This window comes from Actinomycetospora chibensis (assembly GCF_028737215.1).
Classification (GTDB): Bacteria; Actinomycetota; Actinomycetes; order Mycobacteriales; family Pseudonocardiaceae; genus Actinomycetospora; species Actinomycetospora chibensis.
In genome coordinates, this window is record NZ_JAQZAM010000008.1 from 112,345 (window position 1) to 129,272 (window position 16,928).

At 75.4% G+C, this 16,928-nt stretch carries 15 protein-coding genes; 8 read left to right on the forward strand and 7 right to left on the reverse strand.

All coding sequences use genetic code 11. The annotated features are described in order from the left end of the window. Window positions 1-5: 5 nt before the first annotated feature. Window positions 6-1,790, forward strand: a complete 1,785-nt coding sequence (locus PH189_RS14065) for a 3-hydroxyacyl-CoA dehydrogenase family protein (RefSeq protein ID WP_274189426.1) — start codon at window positions 6-8, stop codon at window positions 1,788-1,790. A gap of 14 nt (window positions 1,791-1,804) precedes the next feature. Beyond that, entirely contained in the window at window positions 1,805-2,089 is a 285-nt protein-coding gene (locus tag PH189_RS14070) for a hypothetical protein (RefSeq protein WP_274189427.1), read from the forward strand. A 4-nt stretch (window positions 2,090-2,093) separates the two neighbouring features. Here PH189_RS14070 and PH189_RS14075 read toward each other — a convergent pair whose 3' ends face one another. The 3 genes from PH189_RS14075 to mce form a co-directional block, all read right to left on the reverse strand. Beyond that, entirely contained in the window at window positions 2,094-3,251 is a 1,158-nt protein-coding gene (locus tag PH189_RS14075; protein ID WP_274189428.1) for a DivIVA domain-containing protein, read from the reverse strand. 64 nt (window positions 3,252-3,315) lie between these two features. Next, window positions 3,316-4,647 carry a crotonyl-CoA carboxylase/reductase gene (gene ccrA / locus PH189_RS14080; protein ID WP_274189429.1) on the reverse strand — a complete coding sequence of 444 codons (1,332 nt, stop codon included), beginning with the start codon at window positions 4,645-4,647 and terminating at the stop codon, window positions 3,316-3,318. A gap of 121 nt (window positions 4,648-4,768) precedes the next feature. Continuing rightward, entirely contained in the window at window positions 4,769-5,218 is a 450-nt protein-coding gene (mce, locus tag PH189_RS14085) for a methylmalonyl-CoA epimerase (protein ID WP_274189430.1), read from the reverse strand. Window positions 5,219-5,333: 115 nt separating this feature from the next. On the opposite strand from mce, the gene meaB reads away from it, so the two are divergent. Next, the gene (meaB, locus tag PH189_RS14090; protein ID WP_274189431.1) at window positions 5,334-6,287 is read left to right on the forward strand and encodes a methylmalonyl Co-A mutase-associated GTPase MeaB; all 954 of its coding nucleotides are present in this window, start codon (window positions 5,334-5,336) and stop codon (window positions 6,285-6,287) included. 22 nt (window positions 6,288-6,309) lie between these two features. On the opposite strand, the gene PH189_RS14095 is transcribed toward meaB, so the two are convergent. Together PH189_RS14095 and PH189_RS14100 are read right to left on the reverse strand one after the other, a co-directional pair. Then, the gene (locus tag PH189_RS14095) at window positions 6,310-7,209 is read right to left on the reverse strand and encodes a M56 family metallopeptidase (protein WP_274189432.1); all 900 of its coding nucleotides are present in this window, start codon (window positions 7,207-7,209) and stop codon (window positions 6,310-6,312) included. Between the two features lie 32 nt (window positions 7,210-7,241). Continuing rightward, window positions 7,242-7,673, reverse strand: a complete 432-nt coding sequence (locus PH189_RS14100; protein WP_337994156.1) for a BlaI/MecI/CopY family transcriptional regulator — start codon at window positions 7,671-7,673, stop codon at window positions 7,242-7,244. 95 nt (window positions 7,674-7,768) lie between these two features. Between PH189_RS14100 and PH189_RS14105 the strand changes: the two genes are divergently transcribed. From PH189_RS14105 to cydC, 3 genes are read left to right on the forward strand one after another with little or no spacing between them, the layout of a single operon-like run. After that, window positions 7,769-9,199 carry a cytochrome ubiquinol oxidase subunit I gene (locus tag PH189_RS14105; RefSeq protein ID WP_274189434.1) on the forward strand — a complete coding sequence of 477 codons (1,431 nt, stop codon included), beginning with the start codon at window positions 7,769-7,771 and terminating at the stop codon, window positions 9,197-9,199. A gap of 9 nt (window positions 9,200-9,208) precedes the next feature. Beyond that, window positions 9,209-10,171: a cytochrome d ubiquinol oxidase subunit II gene (cydB, locus tag PH189_RS14110; protein ID WP_274189435.1), complete on the forward strand. Its 963-nt coding sequence runs from the start codon at window positions 9,209-9,211 to the stop codon at window positions 10,169-10,171. Then, window positions 10,168-13,494 (forward strand): thiol reductant ABC exporter subunit CydC, encoded by a 3,327-nt coding sequence (cydC, locus tag PH189_RS14115; protein WP_274189436.1) that lies wholly within the window; start codon window positions 10,168-10,170, stop codon window positions 13,492-13,494. Before cydB ends, cydC begins: the two co-directional genes overlap by 4 nt. Here the strand turns inward: cydC and PH189_RS14120 are convergent. After that, window positions 13,470-13,973, reverse strand: coding sequence for a MarR family winged helix-turn-helix transcriptional regulator (locus PH189_RS14120; RefSeq protein ID WP_274189437.1), 504 nt, complete (start codon window positions 13,971-13,973; stop codon window positions 13,470-13,472). The two genes, cydC and PH189_RS14120, sit on opposite strands and share 25 nt — an antisense overlap. 60 nt (window positions 13,974-14,033) lie before the next feature. Here PH189_RS14120 and PH189_RS14125 point away from each other — a divergent pair, with 60 nt between their 5' ends. Continuing rightward, complete coding sequence (locus PH189_RS14125) at window positions 14,034-14,351, forward strand: thiamine-binding protein (protein ID WP_274189438.1); 318 nt, start codon at window positions 14,034-14,036, stop codon at window positions 14,349-14,351. Between the two features lie 90 nt (window positions 14,352-14,441). After that, window positions 14,442-15,398: a tetratricopeptide repeat protein gene (locus PH189_RS14130; RefSeq protein ID WP_274189583.1), complete on the forward strand. Its 957-nt coding sequence runs from the start codon at window positions 14,442-14,444 to the stop codon at window positions 15,396-15,398. A 100-nt stretch (window positions 15,399-15,498) separates the two neighbouring features. Here PH189_RS14130 and PH189_RS14135 read toward each other — a convergent pair whose 3' ends face one another. Then, window positions 15,499-16,881, reverse strand: coding sequence for a neutral zinc metallopeptidase (locus PH189_RS14135; protein WP_274189439.1), 1,383 nt, complete (start codon window positions 16,879-16,881; stop codon window positions 15,499-15,501). Window positions 16,882-16,928 lie beyond the last annotated feature (47 nt).

Here is a 16,928-nt window from a genome sequence, read left to right on the forward strand (position 1 = left end):
CGGACGTGGCGCGCGAATTCGCCCGGGTGGGAGTGGTCGGTCTCGGCACCATGGGGGCGGGCATCGTCGAGGTGTTCGCCCGCGCGGGGATCGAGGTGGTCGCCGTCGAGGTCGAGGCCGCCGCCGCGGACCACGGCCGCGAGACCCTCGAGGCCTCGACCCAGCGGGCCGTGGACCGCTCCAAGCTCGCCGCCGAGGACCGCGAGGCGCTGCTGTCCCGCGTGCGCGTCACCACCAACCTCGACGACCTCGCCGACGCCGACCTCGTGGTCGAGGCCGTCCCCGAGCGCCTCGAGCTCAAGGCCGAGGTGTTCGGCGCGCTGGACAAGGTGTGCGGCCCGGAGACGATCTTCGCGTCCAACACCTCGTCGCTGTCGATCACCGAGCTGTCGGTGCGCACCGAGCGGCCGCACCAGGTCGTCGGCATGCACTTCTTCAACCCCGCGCCCGTCCAGGCGCTGGTCGAGGTCGTGCGCACCGTCGTCACCGACCCCGAGGTGCTCTCCGACGTCACCGCCCTGGCCGTGACGCTCGGCAAGAGCCCGGTGGTGTGCGGCGACCGCGCCGGGTTCATCGCCAACAACCTGCTCTTCACCTACCTCAACCAGGCCGTGGGCATGTTCGAGGCCCACTACGCCGGGCGCGAGGACCTCGACGCGGCCATGCGCTTCGGCTGCGGCTACCCGATGGGCCCGCTCGCGCTGATGGACCTCATCGGCCTCGACACGGCCTACGAGATCCTCGACACGATGTACAAGCAGTCGCGCAACCAGCGGCACGCGCCGGCCCCGATCCTCAAGCAGATGATCACCGCCGGCCTGCTGGGCCGGAAGTCCGGGCGCGGCTTCTACACCTACGCCGCCCCCGGATCGCCCGAGGTGGTCGCGGACTCGCTGACCCCGCCGCCGCCCGGCCAGGAGGCCGTCGACCAGCGCGCGATCTCGACGGTCGGCGTCGTCGGCACCGGGACGATGGCCACCGGCATCGCCGAGGTGTTCGCGAAGGCCGGGTACGACGTCGTGGTCCGCGCGCGCACCGAGGCCAAGGGCGAGGGCGTCGTCGCCGGCATCCGGAAGTCGCTGGAGAAGGCGGTGGTCAAGGGCAAGCTCAGCGAGTCCGCCCGCGACGAGACCCTCGCCCGCGTCCGCCCGACGACGACGTTCGACGACCTCGCGGGCGCCGACCTCGTCGTGGAGGCCGTCGCCGAGGACCTCGAGGTCAAGCAGGCCGTCTTCGGGGCGCTCGACGATGTCTGCAAGCCCGGCGCGATCCTCGCCACCACCACGTCGTCGCTGCCGGTGGTCGAGTGCGCCGCGGCGACCCATCGCCCCGACGACGTCATCGGGATGCACTTCTTCAACCCGGCGTCGGTGATGAAGCTGGTCGAGATCGTCAGCCCGATCACGACCTCGCCGGACGTGACGTCGACCGTGCGGGCGGTCACGGCGAAGATCGGCAAGCACCCGGTCCTCTGCGGCGACCGCGCCGGCTTCATCGTCAACGCCCTGCTCTTCCCGTACCTCAACGACGCGACGGCGATGCTCGAGGCGAACTATGCCACCGCCGACGACATCGACTCGGCCATGAAGAACGGCTGTGGCCTGCCCATGGGGCCGTTCGCGCTGCTCGACGTCGTGGGTCTCGACGTGTCGCTCGCGATCGAGCGGTCGCTCTACCTGGAGTTCCGCGTGCCCGGGTTCGCCCCGGCGCCGCTGCTCGAGCACCTCGTCACCGCCGGCCGCCTGGGCCGCAAGACCGGCCAGGGCTTCCGGGACTACCAGAAGAAGTAGGTCTCCCGCGCCCGATGGCCCGCCGCTCGCGTCGCCACCCCGTTCGCCCCGCACCGGCCCCTCCGCCGCTGCGGGGCGGCTGGGTGCGCGAGGAGGGCGGCTGGACGGTGCGATCGATCAGCGGGACGGCCGCGACGAAGACCTACCGCTGTCCGGGCTGCCACCAGGAGATCCCGCCGCGCACGCCGCACGTGGTCGCGTGGCCTGCCGACGAGGTCGAGGACGACGACAGCGCCAACAGCGAGCGCCGGCACTGGCACACCGGATGCTGGCGCCGGGAGCGCGCCCGGTCCGGGTGAGCCGCTAGCGCGTGGGCGCGCCGGTGCGCTGCTCGGGCGCCTGGGCCCCGCCGAGGTCGCCGCCGTGCCCGTTGCCCGCCTCACCGTGCGGGGTCGGTGAGGGACGCGGGGCGGAGGCCGGCGGGTCGGGCAGGACCGGGCGCTGCTCGGTGCCGCCCTCGTCGGGGAACGCGTCGACGGCGGGCAGGGCGCCCAGTGCCGCGCGCAGCATGTTCAGCTGCCCACCCACGCGGTCACGCAGCCGCCGCATCTCGGCGACCTCGGCGTCGGCCTCGCGCAGCCGGCGGCGGGCCTCCTCGGCGGCGTCCTGCACGTGCTTCTCGGCGCGCTCCTTCGAGGCCTGCTCGTCGGCCTCCAGCTGGCGCATCGCCTCCCGGCGGCGGGCGGCCATGGCCACCGAGAAGTCGGTCTCGACCTGCTCGCGGGTCGCCCGGCCCTCGGCGTCGAGGCGGTCGCGCTCCTGCTCGGACTCGGTGCGCAGGCGCGCGGCCTCGGCCCGCGCCCCGTCCATGAGCGCGCGGTGCTCGTCCTCCATCGCCCGGCGGCGCCGGTCGTTGTCGGCGAGGCCCTCGTCGTAGCGGGTGCGCGCCCGCTCGGCGTCCGCCTCGGCGCGCTCGTGCAGCTCACGGGCCTGCCGACGGGCCTCGTCGAGCGTGCCGCGGGCCTGGTCCTCGGCCTCCTGCACCGTGGAGCGGGCCTGCTCCTCGGCGTGCTCGACCGTGCGGCGGGCGCGGTCCTCGGCGCCGGCGACGACGGTGCGCGCGTGCTCGTCCGCCTCGCCGGTCTTGCGGCGGGCGTACTCGTCGGCGTCCGCGCGGACGCTGCGAGCCGCCTCGGCGGCGTCGTCGCGCATCGCGCGGGTCTCGTCCTGGGCCAGGCGCAGCATGCGCTGGAGGCGCTCCGAGAGCCCCTCCATGGTGTCCGGCGGCGCGGAGAGCCGGTCGACCTGGGCCCGCAGGTCCTCCACGTAGGCGCGGTGGTGGTCCAGCGCGCGGGCGAGCTCGGTGGCCTGGGCCACCGCGGCGTCGCGGTCGGCGGTGAGGATCCGCAGGTCGGCCTCGACGCGGTCGAGGTGCTCCTCGACCTGGCCGCGGTCGTATCCGCGGCGCACGACGTCGAAGCCGGTCCCCAGCGGCAACAGCTCGTGCTCGTCGGACGGCATGCGGGTCACGGTACCGGCGGCGCGGGGGCCGCTCCACGGACGGGTGAGGCCGAACGGATGGTCCTCACACCCCGCGGAAGCGGTTGATCGAGGCCTCGTGCTGCGCGCGCTTCTCGGTGTCCGTGACGCCGAGGCCCTCCTCGGGAGCGAGGCAGAGCACGCCGACCTTGCCCTGGTGGTTGTTGTGGTGGACGTCGTTGGCCGCCTCGCCGGTCTCCTCCAGCGCGTAGGTCTTCGACACCGTGGGGTGGATCTTCCCCTGGGCCACCAGGCGGTTCGCCAGGTAGGCCTCCTTGTAGTTCGCGAAGTGCGACCCGATGATCCGCTTGAGGTTCATCCACAGGTACCGGTTGTCGTACTGGTGCATGAAGCCCGACGTGGAGGCGCAGGTGACGATCGTGCCGCCGCGCTTGGCGACGTAGACCGAGGCGCCGAAGGTCTCGCGGCCCGGGTGCTCGAACACGATGTCGGGGTCGTCGCCGCCGGTCAGCTCACGGATCTTCGAGCCGAACCGCTTCCACTCGCGCGGGTCCTGGGTCTCGGGGTCCGACCAGAACTTGTAGCCCTCGGCGGAGCGGTCGATGATCAGCTCGGCGCCCATCTTGCGGCAGAGCTCGGCCTTCTCGGGCGAGGAGACGACGCAGACCGGGGTCGCGCCGCCGTTGAGCGCGAACTGGGTCGCGTAGGAGCCGAGACCGCCCGACGCGCCCCAGATCAGGACGACGTCGCCCTGGGTCATGTTGGCGCCGTGGGGGCTGACCAGCTGGCGGTACGCCGTGGAGTTGACCAGGCCGGGGGACGCGGACTCCTCCCAGGTGAGGTGCTCGGGCTTCGGCATCAGCTGGTTGGTCTTCACCAGCGCGACGTCGGCCAGGCCGCCGAAGTTCGTCTCGAAGCCCCAGATGCGCTGCTCCGGGTCCATCATCGTGTCGTCGTGGCCCGCGGGGCTCTCCAGCTCCACCGAGAGGCAGTGCGCGACGACCTTGTCGCCCGGCTTCCACATCTGCACGCCGGCGCCGACCTTGAGGACGACGCCGGAGAGGTCGGAGCCGACGACGTGGTACGGCAGGTCGTGGCGCTTGGCGAGCTCGGAGATGCGGCCGTAGCGCCGGAGGAAGCCGAAGGTGGACACGGGCTCGAAGATCGAGGTCCACACGGTGTTGTAGTTGATCGCGCTCGCCATCACGGCGACGAGGGCCTCACCGGGTGCGACCTCGGGCGTCGGCACCTCGTCGAGGTGCAGCGACTTGCGCGGGTCCTTCTCGCGCGAGGCCATCCCCTCGAACATGTCGGCCTCGTCGGCGTGGACGGTGATGCCCCGGTAGGACTCGGGGACCGACAGACCGGCGAGGGCGGCGGTGTCGTCGGCGAGGATGGCGTCGCGGATGTCCTGCACGGTTCTTGCCTCCGGATGTGTGCGGTCGCCGCAGGCTACCGGTGGGTAACGTTTCTGGGGACCGGGGTGTGAGCGGGTCGGTGGGCGCGGCTCAGTGCACTGCGGCTCGGTGGTCGGCGGCTCAGTGCTCGGCCGCGGGCTCGACGAGCTCGACGAGGACGCCACCGGCGTCCTTGGGGTGGACGAAGTTGACGCGGGAGCCTGCCGTTCCCCGGCGCGGGGCGTCGTAGAGCAGGCGCAGCCCCTTCTCCCGCAGCGCCGCGGCGCTCGCCTCGACGTCGGTGACGCGGTAGGCCACCTGCTGGAGTCCGGGGCCGTTGCGGTCCAGGAACTTCGCGATCGTCGACGACTCGTTCGCCGGCGCCAGCAGCTGCACCGCCGGGCCCGAGTCGTCGCCGGGTGCGTGGAGCATCGCCTCGCGCACCCCCTGTTCCTCGTTGACCTCCTGGTGGGTCGCGACGAGGCCGAGGTTCTCGGCGTACCAGGCGATCGCGGTGTCGAGGTCGGCGACGGCGATGCCCACGTGGTCGATCGTCGTGATCCCGCTCGCGCTCAGGTCGTCGGATGGCATGGCGCGCACCCTAACCGTCTGAATCGAACTGCCACCCCCGTGACGCAGCGCACGCTTGATTTCCCAAGCTCCATCCGGCGATGGGTCCCGGTCGCGGTGGGTAACGTGGCGCGCCGTGGATCTGGACCGTCTGGTGGCCGACGCACGCGAGGGCAGCCCGCGGGCGGTGGGGCGGCTGATCTCGCTGGTCGAGGACGGCAGTCCCCGACTCCGGGAGCTGGCCGCGGCTCTCGCCCCGCACACCGGGCGCGCCCGTGTGGTGGGCCTCACCGGCTCTCCGGGCGTCGGGAAGTCGACGACGACCTCCAGGCTGGTCTCCGCGCTGCGGGCCGACGACCGGCGCGTCGGCGTGCTCGCGGTCGACCCCAGCTCGCCGTTCTCGGGCGGGGCGCTGCTCGGCGATCGGGTCCGGATGGGTGACCACGCGACGGACCCGGGTGTGTTCATCCGATCGATGGCCACCCGCGGCCATCTGGGTGGTCTCGCGGCGGCGACGCCACAGGCCCTGCGCGTCCTCGACGCCGCCGGGTGCGACGTGATCCTGGTCGAGACGGTGGGGGTGGGCCAGTCCGAGGTGGAGGTCGTGGCCCTGGCCGACACGACGGTCGTGCTCCTGGCTCCCGGGATGGGGGACTCCGTCCAGGCGGCCAAGGCCGGGATCCTCGAGGTGGCCGACGTCTTCGTGGTCAACAAGGCCGACCGGGACGGCGCGGACGCCACCGTGCAGGAGCTCCAGCACATGATCTCGCTCAACCGCCGCGAGGTCGACGGCCCGTCCTGGCGCCCGCCCGTGGTGCGGACGGTGGCCGCCACGGGGCAGGGGATCGACGAGCTCGTCGCCGCGCTCGACCGGCACCGCACCTGGGCGGCCGACCACGACCTCCTCGCCGAGGGGCCCCGCCGCCGCGCCCGCGCCGAGATCGAGGCCATCGCCCTGGCCGACCTGCGCGCCCGTATCCGGGACATGTCGGGCTCGGCGACGCTGCCGGCCCTCGCCGAGCGTGTGGTCGCCGGCGAGCTCGACCCCTACGCCGCCGCCGACGAGGTCGTCGCCTCGGTGCGGACCTGAGGGTCCGTCGGCTCTGGCCCTGTCACTGCAGGCCCGCGGCCGGCAGCGCCGCGGAGAGCCAGGGGATGACGACGGCGACCGTCGGCACGACGACCACCGCGGCCGCCGCGAGGTAGATGCCGGTGGCGAGGCGGCGGTCGCCGCAGCGCAGGGTCCGCACGCGCTCGAGCCGGGCGGCGATCTCGGTGTCGCCGGTGACGACGAACGCCTCGAGCGCACCGGCCATCGCGGTGTCCGAGGACCTGGTGCGGGCGGCGTCGTCGGCGAGCATCTCGAGCAGCAGGCCCACGGCATCGCGGGCCTGCCGGCTGCGGACCAGCACGGGGAACGCCTGGTGGAGGGCCACGAAGCTCTCGCGGACGAGGTCGTGGCGGGCGTCGAGGTGGGCCTGTTCGTGGGCGAGGACGGCGCGCAGCTCCTCGGGCGCGAGGGTGTCGAGCGCCGCCTCGGTGACCACCACGCGGGGGGCGCGCCCGGGCACGCAGTAGGCGAAGGGCACCGCGCCGTCGAGGACGCGCAGCACGGCGCGGGCCCCGGGGCTGCCGACCGTGGCGCTGCGCTCGGCGCGGTCGAGCAGGTCGACCATGTCCCGGTGCCGGGCGCGACGCCGGCGGGTGCGCACACCCAGCAGGACGAGGACGGCGGCCAGGCGCAGGACGATCAGCCCGGCGATCGTCGCGGCGACGGCGACGGCGATCAGCAACGGGGTGCCGGTGCGCTGCTCCGGCCCGAGGGCGCGCAGCAGCTCCTCGGGCGCGGCGAGCGCGCTGCCGACGGCGGCGAGCACGGCCGCGAGTGCGACGGCCTGCCACAGCACGATCGCGGCGCGCGGCACGCGCGCGGGCCAGCGGGCGCGGGCGAGCGCGGAGGGGACGGGGCCGGCCAGCACGAGGGCCAGCACGGCCAGCCACACCGAGGCCATGGTGGGTCAGTCTGGGCCCGGAGGGGCGGTGATCACGAGTCGGGGGCGCGCTCGTCGCCGTCGACACGTGGCTGGGGCACCTGCGGCATCTCCGGCATCTCGGTGGCGGGGGCCGTCGACGGCCCGGTCTGCAGGGCCGCGCGCAGCGTGGCGGCCTCCTCGGGGCCCACGCGGTCGACGAAGGCCACGAGGGCGGCGGTGCGGTCGTCGCCGACGTCGCCCAGGGCGTCGAGCATCAGCGAGGCCGTCAGCTGCTCACGGGTGGAGGCCGCGGCGTAGCGGTAGGCCTTGCCGTCGCGCTCCTGCCGGACGACGCCCTTCTTCGCGAGGCGCCCGAGCACCGTCATCACCGTCGTGTAGGCGAGCTCCCGTTCGAGCCTGTCGTGCACCTCACGCACCGTCAGGGGGCCGGGAGCGGCCCACAACTGCCCCATCACCGCGCGCTCCAGCTCACCGAGGGCCACGCCACGCATCCTAACCGTGGATCCCCTTGCCAACGCAACCCGTCGTACTACGCTCGGTCGTAGATACGACGTCGTGTCGTAGGTGGGAGGTCGCCATGACCGCGCTGGAGCTGTCCCGACTGCAGTTCGCGGTCGTGACCGTGTACCACTATCTGTTCGTCCCGTTGTCGATCTCGCTGGCGACGCTGACGGCCCTGTTGCAGACCTTCCACCACCGCACGGGCGACCCGCGGTGGCAGCGGTTGACGCTGGTCGCGGGCAAGCTGCTCATGATCACGTTCGCGGTCGGCATCGTCACCGGGCTCGTGCAGGAGTTCCAGTTCGGGCTCTCGTGGTCGGACTTCGCCCGCTTCTACGGCGACGTCTTCGGCCCGACGCTCGCGATCGAGGGGATGCTCGCGTTCTTCCTCGAGGCCACGTTCCTGGGCCTGTGGTGGTTCGGGGCCGACCGGCTGCGTCCCGCCCTGCACCTGGCGACGATCTGGATCGTCGCCGTCGGGACGATGATCTCGGCCTACGTCATCCTCGCGGCCAACGCGTTCATGCAGAACCCGGTGGCCTACACGCTCGACCCGGTCACCGGCCGGGCGCGCCTCGGCGACTTCACCGACCTGCTGACCAACCAGGTCGTCCTCGCCGCCTTTCCGCACACGATCGCCGGCGCCTTCCTCGGCGGCGGGGCGTTGCTGCTGGCGATCGGGGGGTACCGGCGTTGGCAGTCGGCCGGGGGCGACGCCACGGGGCAGTGGCGCCTGCTCGTGCGCGTCGGGGCCTGGACGACGCTGGTCTCGGGGACGGCGGTCGCGCTCACCGGCGACCTGCTGGGCAAGGTCATGACCAGCGTGCAGCCGATGAAGATGGCGGCCGCCGAGGCGCTCTACGCCACGCAGGCGGGGGCCCCGTTCTCGCTCTTCGCCGTGGGCGCGCCGGGGGACAGGGAGCCGTTCTTCTCGCTCGACGTGCCGTGGCTGCTCTCGTTCCTCGCGACGGGTGACCCGACGGCCACCGTGCGCGGCATCGACGACCTGCAGGCCCAGTACGTCGCGCAGTTCGGGCCCGGCGACTACGTCCCGGTCGTGCCGGTGGCCTACTGGAGCTTCCGCTTCATGATCGGGTTCGGGGTAATGGCGACGATCGTGGCGGCCTGGGTGCTGTGGCGGATGCGCCGTGGCCGGGACCTCTCGCCCGGCGTGCCTGGGGTGTTCGCGCTGGTGGACCGCTGGCTGCTGCGCGGGCTGTGGATGGTCCCGGTCCTGCCCGCCCTCGCCGCGACCGCGGGCTGGCTGTTCACCGAGACCGCCCGCCAGCCCTGGCTCGTCTTCGGCCTGTTCCGCACCGCCGACGGGGTCTCGCCCGGGCTGACACCCGTCGAGATCGTCGCCTCGCTGGCCGGGTTCGCCGCGGTCTACGGCCTGCTGGCGGTGGTCTGGGTCCGGCTCGTGCTGCGGGTGGCCCGGACCGGCGGCGACGCCCCGGTCCCCGAGGCCGCCGAGACCCCCGACCGTCCCCTCGTCCCGTCCTACTAGGAGCCCGCGATGGACCTCCCCACCCTGTGGTTCGCCCTGGCGGTCACCTGCTGGGTGCTGTTCTTCGTGCTCGAGGGCTTCGACTTCGGCGTCGGGGTGCTCGCGGGCGCGCTGGGTCGCGACGACCACGAGCGCGGCGCGGGGGTGACGACGATCGGCCCGGTGTGGGACGGCAACGAGGTGTGGCTGGTGGCCGCCGTCGGCGTCACGTTCGCCGCGTTCCCCGACTGGTACGCCGCGCTGATGAGCGGGCTCTACCTGCCGTTCGTGCTGATCCTGCTCGCGCTGGCCGCACGCGGGGTGGCGCTGGAGTTCCGGTCCAAGGGCGGCACCGCACGCTGGCGCGCCGCGTGCGACGGGGTCCTCGCGGGCTCGTCGCTGCTCGTCGCGGCCCTGTGGGGCGCGGTGCTCGGCGTCCTCGCGACCGGGCTCGCGCTGGGCGCGGACGGGGAGGTCGTCGGGTCGGGCCTCGGGCGTTCGGTGGCGCCGCTGGTGTCGACGCCCGCGCTGGTGGGGGCGGCGCTGGGCGTCGGGGTCGCGCTGGTGCAGGGGGCGACGTTCCTGGGCCTGCGCACGACGGGCCCGCTGCGGGCCCGGGCGCGGGTGGCGGCGCTCGGGGCGCTGGTGCCGGTGGCGGTGCTGGCCGTGGCGGTCGCGCCGCTCGGGCTGGTGGCCGTCGGGGTGGTGGCCGTCCTGGTGGCGGACCGGCGCGAGGTGCTGGCGTTCGCGGCGACCTCGGTGGCCGTGGCCGGCGGCGTCGTCGCGGTGCTCGCCGCGCACCTGCCCGTCGTGCTGCCGAGCACCCTGGACCCGGCGTTCTCGCTGACCGTCGCCGGCGCGGCCGCGAGCCCCGGCGCGCTGCGGCTGATCACGATCGCCGCGGTGCTCGTGCTGCCCGGCGTCGTGGCGTACCAGGCCTTCTCGTACTGGGTGTTCCGTCGGCGCGTGGCCAGCGAGCGGGTGGCGACGTGAGGGGCCCCGTCGACCCGCGGCTGCTGACGCTCGCCCGCGGGGCGTCGCCCGGCGTCACAGGGCTGGTGCTCGTGGGGATCGCGCAGGCCGCCGGCACCGTGGCGGCGGCGCTGGCGGCGGCGTCGGTGGTCACCGCCCTGGTGACGGGCACCGAGGGCGTGCCGCGCGGCGCGGTGGCCGTGCTCGCGCTCGTGGTGGTCGCCCGGGCGCTGCTGGCGTGGCTCGAGCCGTGGCTCGCGGCGCGCACCGGGGAGCAGGTGGTCGAGCGCGAGCGTGAGCGGTTGCTCGACCGCCTCGGCCACGACGACGCGCCCGCGGTCGTGGGGCTCGCCGGGCACGGCGTCGACGCGCTGCGCGGGTGGTTCACCACGACCCTGCCCGCGCTCGTGCTCGCGGTGCTGCTCCCGCCCGCGGTGCTGGTGGTGCTCGCGCTCGCCGACCGGCCGTCGGCGCTGGTCGTGGCCGCGACGCTGCCGCTGGTGCCGGTGTTCGCGGTGCTGCTGGGGTGGGCCGCGCGGGCCCGGGCGCGCCGCGAGTGGGAGGCCGGCGAGCGGCTGGCCGGGCACTTCCTCGACACCGTCTCCGGCCTCGCCACGCTGCGCCTGTTCGGGCGCGGTCGGCGGGCCGTCGATTCCGTCGCCGCGCTCGGCGAGCGGCACCGCGAGGCGTCGGTCCGCGTGCTGCGGGTGGCGTTCCTGTCGTCGACGGCCCTGGAGCTGCTCGGGACGCTGTCGGTCGGGCTCGTCGCGGTCGGGGCCGGCGTGCGCCTGGTCGAGGGCACGATGGCGCTCTACCCCGCCCTCGTCGCGATCCTGCTCGCGGGCGAGGCCCACCGCCCCGTGCGCGAGGCCGGGGCGCGCTTCCACGACACCGCGCGGGCCACAGCGGTGCTCGACGAGCGGGACGCGGTGCTCGCGTCGTCCTCGCCGGCGCCCGCAGGGTCGGCGCTCGAGCGGTCGGTGTCGGCGGGTCGTGCGCGCGTGTCCGTGCGGGACCTGGTCGTCCGGCACCCGGGACGGCGCGCGGCGACGCCCCGCCTGGCCGCCCTCGACGGCGCCGGCGGCGAGCTGCTCGTCGTCGCCGGGCCCTCGGGCGTCGGCAAGACGACGCTGCTGCGCGCGCTCGCCGGCACGCTCGACGACGCCGCTCACGCCACCGGTGAGGTCGAGGTGCACGGGCGTCTCGTCGTGCTCGGCCAGCATCCCCGGCTCCCGCACGCCGCGACCGTGGGCGAGGCGCTGGGCGACGGGTCACCGGCCCTGCTGCGGCGCCTCGGCCTCGACCTGGACCCCGTGGCACCCCTCGCCGAGGCCGGGCGCTCGCTGTCCTCGGGCCAGCGGCGCCGCCTCGCCCTCGCCCGGGTGCTCGGTAACGCCGCCACCGACCCCGCCGGCACCGTCGTCCTGCTCGACGAGCCCACGGCGCACCTCGATGCCGCGAGCGAGCAGGCCGTCGTCGCCGAGCTCCGAGCCCTGGCGGGGGCGGGCGCGCTCGTGCTCGCCGTCGCCCACCGCGACGCCCTGCGCCACGCCGCCGACCGCGTCGTCGACCTGGCGGGTCCGGGGAGTGCGGGAGCGAGGGACGCCCTCGCTGCCTCCGACGCAGGCGAGGCGTCCCTCGGTGCGGCGCGTGTCGCGGGCCCTGTCGGACCGAGGGACGCCCTCGCTGCCTCGGACGCAGGTGAGGCGTCCCTCGCTGCGACGACCGGGCCCGGCGGGCTCCCGCGCGCGGTCGTGCTCGGCACCGGGGCGGCGCTGGCGGGGGTGGCGCTGACGGCCTCGGCGGCGTGGCTGATCGCGCGCGCCGCGGACCAGCCGCCGATCCTCACGCTGTCGATCGCGGTCGTCGCCGTGCGGGGCTTCGCGATCGCGCGCCCGCTGCTGCGCCACCTCGAGCGGGTCGCGGCGCACGCCGACGGCCTCGGCCGGATGGTGCGCTGGCGCCGGGACGTCGTGGCGGCGCTCGCCGAGCGCGTGCCCGGCGCGGTCGCCGGCCGTCGGGGCCACCTGCTCGCCCGGGTCACCGACGACGTCGACGTGCGCCTCGACGGCCTCGTGCGCGGCGTGCTGCCGCTCGCCGTGGCGGCCCTCGCCCTACCCGCGCTCCTCGGCACGGCGACCCTGATCGGGCCCGGCGTCGCCGGTGCGCTCCTGCCGGGGCTGGCGCTCGCGGTGGTCGGCGCGCCCCTGGTCGCCGCGGTGCTGGCACGCCGCCACGGGCCCGCCGTCGAGCGCGGCACCGACGACCTGCGCGCCGCGGTGGTCGAGACCCACGCCGCCCGCGACGAGCTCGCCGCCCGCGGACCCGAGGCGCTGCGCGCCGTGCCCCGCGCGCGGGCCGCCGCGCTCGCCCGTGCCCGCCGTGGCGACGCCGCCGGTGGGGCCGTCGCCGCCGCGCTCGCGCAGCTCGGGCTCGGCGCCGCCGCGATCGGCGCGGCCCTCGCCGCCCCGGCGGCGGTGTCGCCGGAGCTCGCCGCGGTCGCGGTGCTCGCCCCGCTCGCTCTCGGCGAGACCGTCCTCGCGCTGCCCGCCGCGGCCGCCGCCGTGGTCCGCGGACGCCGCGCCCGGGCCCGGCTCGCCGCGCTCGCGACCCCCGTCCCACCGGCGGCGGAGCCCGAGCACCCGGCGGATCCCCCGCGCCGGGGGCGCCTGGTGCTCCACGACGTCACCGCCGGCTGGGGACCCGTGCCGGCCCTGCGCCACCTCGACCTCGACCTCCCCGCCGGCCACCATCTCGGTGTCACGGGTGCCTCGGGGTCGGGCAAGTCGACGCTCGCCGCGGTGCTGACGCGCCTGCTCGACCCGGCGGCCGGGAGCATGACGCTCGGCGGGGTCGACGCCGCCGCCGTGCCCGGCGACGGCTGGCGCCGCGCGGTCGCCCTCGTCGGCGAGCACGACCACGTCTTCGCGACCACCCTGCGCGAGAACCTCCGCTTCGCGGCCCCGACGGCCACCGACGCCGACCTCGTCGCCGCGCTGCACCGCGTGCGCCTCGCGCCCTGGCTCGACGGCCTGCCCGAGGGCCTCGACACCTGGCTGGACACCGGCTCGGTCTCGGGGGGCGAGCGCCGCCGCCTGGCCGCCGCCCGGGCGCTGCTCGCCGACCCCGCCGTGCTCGTGCTCGACGAACCCACCGAGGGCCTCGACCCGGCGACCGCCCGCGCCCTCGTCGCCGACCTCGTCGACGGGGCGGCGGGCCGCACGGTCGTCCTGCTCGCCCACCGGGGCGAGGGTCTCGATCTCGTCGACGAGGTGGCCCATCTCGAGGACGGGGTGCTGCAGCCCGTGCAAAGCAGCGTTCAGGCGAAGTCGCCCGCGGCGTGACGCACGCTCGCGAGCAGGCTCGTCAGCATCTCGGTCTGGCCCTCGTCGAGCCCGACCAGCCCGAAGTCGATGGCCGTGACCGACGCCGTCGCCGCGGCGCACAGATCCCGCCCGGCGTCGGTGATCTCCACGAGCGTGGTGCGCCCGTCCGTCGGGTGCGGGCGGCGGACCACGAGGCCGGAGCCCTGGAGGCGGTCGACGATGTTGGTGATCGACGTGGGGTGCAGCTGCAGCCGCTCGCCCATGATCCGCATCGGGAGTGCCCCGGCCCGCGAGAACCGCAGGAGCACCAGCGCCTCGTAGCGGGCGAAGGTCAGGCCGTGCGGGCGCAGGGCCGCGTCGACCGCCTGCTGGAGGATCTGCTGGACCCGCATGACGCTCGTGACCGCCGCCATCGCGCGCGGTTCGCCGATCCGCTCGTTCCAGAGGGACGCGGCCCGCGCGATCGGGTCGAACGGCAGTGGTGCGGACGCGGTCATGGCGTCGGCGAATTTATCAGCGCCCGATGAGATTTCGGGGGTACGTGGCAGGCTGGACGCGTGATCGTGGCGTTCAGCGTCTCCCCGTCCGGTGTCGGCGTCGACGGCTCGCCGAGTGCGGACGGGTCGGTCTCCGAGGCCGTCGCGGCGGCGGTGCGCGTCGTGCGCGAGTCGGGCCTCCCGCACGAGACATCGTCGATGTTCACGTCGATCGAGGGGGAGTGGGACGAGGTGATGGACGTTGTGCGCCGGGCGACCGAGGCGGCCGGGCGCTACGGGTCGCGCGTCTCGCTCGTGCTCAAGGCGGACATCCGCCCCGGCCACAGCGGGCAGATGCAGGCGAAGATCGCGCGCGTCGAGGAACGCCTCCAGGGCTGACCACGAGGGCTCGCCGCACCTGGCAGACTCGACGTCGTGGCACGTCCCGATTCCCGCCAGGCGGCCCAGGCCGCAGCGCTCTCGTCCGCGATGGCCGGAGCCGTCGATCTGTCCGGCCTCAAGGCCCGCGCCGAGCAGCGCACCCCCGCCAGCGGCGCCCCGCAGCGTCCCGCCGAGCCCGCGGGCGGCGGTGGTCCGCCCGCCGCCGGTGGCGGCGCCGCAACGACCACCGTCCTGGACGTCACCGAGGAGACGTTCCAGGCCGAGGTCATCGAGCGCTCCATGCAGGTGCCGGTCGTCGTCGACCTCTGGGCCGAGTGGTGCGGGCCCTGCAAGCAGCTCTCGCCGGTGCTGGAGAAGCTCGCCGCCGAGGGCCGCGGCGCGTGGATCCTCGCGAAGATCGACGTCGACGCGAACCCGCGCATCTCGCAGGCCTTCCAGGTGCAGTCGATCCCGCACGTCGTCGTCGTGGCCGGCGGCCAGCCGGTGACGTCGTTCAACGGCGCCCAGCCCGAACCGCAGCTGCGCCAGTGGATCACCCAGCTGCTCGACGCGCTGCGCGACCAGATGCCCGGCATCGCGGAGGCCGAGGCCCGCGCCGGCGGCGAGGTCGACGCCGGGCCCGTCGAGGAGCCCGAGGACCCGCGCATCGTCGCGGCCGAGGAGGCCCTGGAGCGCGGCGACTACGCCGCGGCCGCCCAGGCCTACGAGCAGATTCTCGCGAGCGAGCCGGCCCACGCCGAGGCGGCGGCCGCGCTCGCGCAGGTGAAGTTCCTCGAGCGCGCCGAATCGGCGGACCCGTCGGCCATCGGCCGCGCGGACGCCGCGCCCGACGACGTCGACGCCCAGATCGCCGCCGCGGACGCCCAGGTGGCCGCCCAGGACGTGACCGGGGCGTTCGACCGGCTCGTGCAGACGGTCGCGCGCACCGCGGGCGACGACCGCGACCGCGCCCGCACCCACCTCGTCGAGCTGTTCGAGCTGTTCGGCACCGACGACGAGCGCGTCACGACCGCCCGCCGGGCCCTGGCGCGCGCGCTGTACTAGGTCCTCGCCCCCGTCGAGTGCGTGGCCCTGGCGGCGCGTTCCCCTGATTCGGACAGTCGACGTCTGCGACGGCACGCCGCTGACACCTGGGCTCCGCCGTTCAGACCCCGCGCAGGCACGCGTCCGCGCCGCCGGTGACGCCGGCGCGGAAGACGCGGATGCGCTCGTAGCCCGTGGCGGCGGCGGCGACGCCGTCGGTGCCGCGGGAGGCGGTGTCCTCGCCGAGCAGCAGGGTCACCGACTCGTCGAGGTCGCCGGGGGACAGGCCGAACGCGCTGTCGCCGGTGCCGACGGCGGCGCTGTAGGCGCCGGCGAGGCAGAGCGCGGCGCGCCCGCCCTCGGGGCCCGTGGTGGGCCGCCCGAGCGCGGCGAGCGCGGCCGAGCCGTAGCGCGAGGCGAGCAGGGTGCCCGTCGAGAAGTCGCCGATGCGGGCGTGGTCGGCCGCGAGCGTGCCGCCGGTCTCGATGCGCACCGCCGACGGGCCGCCCTCGCCGCCGCACCAGGCCACCGGCCCCTGGACATCGCCGTCCGTCCCGGGGCAGGTCGGATCGCCGCGCTCGGCGCCCGGAGCGGTCCACTGCCCACCGCGGCGGCGGACCTCGTCGCCGAACCAGCGGTCGAGATCGGGGACCATCGCCCGGATCAGCTCCTCGACGCCGAGGTTGCCCCCCGAGCTCTCGTCGGCGGGGGAGCGGAACGACTGCTGCGTGAAGACCCGCTCGCGACCCATCGACGCGCAGGCGGCGGGATCGCCGTCGAAGCCGTCCTGGAACGACGAGACCCGGTCGAAGGCGTTGCCGTGGGCGTCGGCGTTGCGCGGGGAGGTGCCCACCGGGTCGCGGAAGGTGATCAGCGCGCCCATGGCCCCGTCGATGCCGGTCGCGCCCGTGCGCAGGTCGGGGAGCGCGCCGTCGCGCACGCGGCGCAGGAACACGCCCGCGTAGCAGTCGGCCTGCGCCTCGAGCAGGATCGTCGGCGCGGCGGCGAGGGCGCCGTCCTGGTCGAGCCGGCCCTGCACGCTGTGCCCGAACTCGTGGGAGAGCACGACGACCACGGCGGCGTCCCCGAACTCGCGGCGCAGCTGAGGCAGCAGGTTCGTCCGGTCCCACGCGATGACGTCGGAGCGCGGGCAGTAGAACGCCGTGCCCTCGATCTCCTGCGGGTTGGGCAGGCACGGCACCGGGCGCTCGCCGCGGCCCTGAGGATCGACCGAGAAGTAGCCGGCCAGCGGCGCGAACGCCCGCCCCCCGGCCAGCGACGGGAACTCCCGGCCCCAGAAGCCCTCGAGGTCGCGCATCGTCGCGGCCGCGAGGCGGTCCTCCTCGCTGCCGTTGGTGCCCGAGATGAACGAGGGATCGGCGCCGACCGTCACCTCACGACTGGGGATCGCCCGCCCGTCGACGGGGAACGCGCACGCCGACGTCAGCAGCACGGCCAGCACCGAGAACGTCACGACCAGCGCTCGCCCGAGCGATCCCCCCACGGCCGACATCATGCCCGGCCCGTCGGCGCCGCGCGGGCGGATCCGGG

Excerpts from the sequence above, each read along its gene's own strand:
- PH189_RS14120 (WP_274189437.1), bottom strand. The coding sequence starts at position 13,973 with ATGACCGCGTCCGCACCACTGCCGTTCGACCCGATCGCGCGGGCCGCG.
- PH189_RS14070 (WP_274189427.1), top strand. The coding sequence starts at position 1,805 with ATGGCCCGCCGCTCGCGTCGCCACCCCGTTCGCCCCGCACCGGCCCCT.
- mce (WP_274189430.1), bottom strand. The coding sequence starts at position 5,218 with ATGCCATCCGACGACCTGAGCGCGAGCGGGATCACGACGATCGACCAC.
- PH189_RS14075 (WP_274189428.1), bottom strand. The coding sequence starts at position 3,251 with ATGCCGTCCGACGAGCACGAGCTGTTGCCGCTGGGGACCGGCTTCGAC.
- PH189_RS14130 (WP_274189583.1), top strand. The coding sequence starts at position 14,442 with ATGGCCGGAGCCGTCGATCTGTCCGGCCTCAAGGCCCGCGCCGAGCAG.
- PH189_RS14105 (WP_274189434.1), top strand. The coding sequence starts at position 7,769 with ATGACCGCGCTGGAGCTGTCCCGACTGCAGTTCGCGGTCGTGACCGTG.
- PH189_RS14095 (WP_274189432.1), bottom strand. The coding sequence starts at position 7,209 with ATGGCCTCGGTGTGGCTGGCCGTGCTGGCCCTCGTGCTGGCCGGCCCC.
- cydB (WP_274189435.1), top strand. The coding sequence starts at position 9,209 with ATGGACCTCCCCACCCTGTGGTTCGCCCTGGCGGTCACCTGCTGGGTG.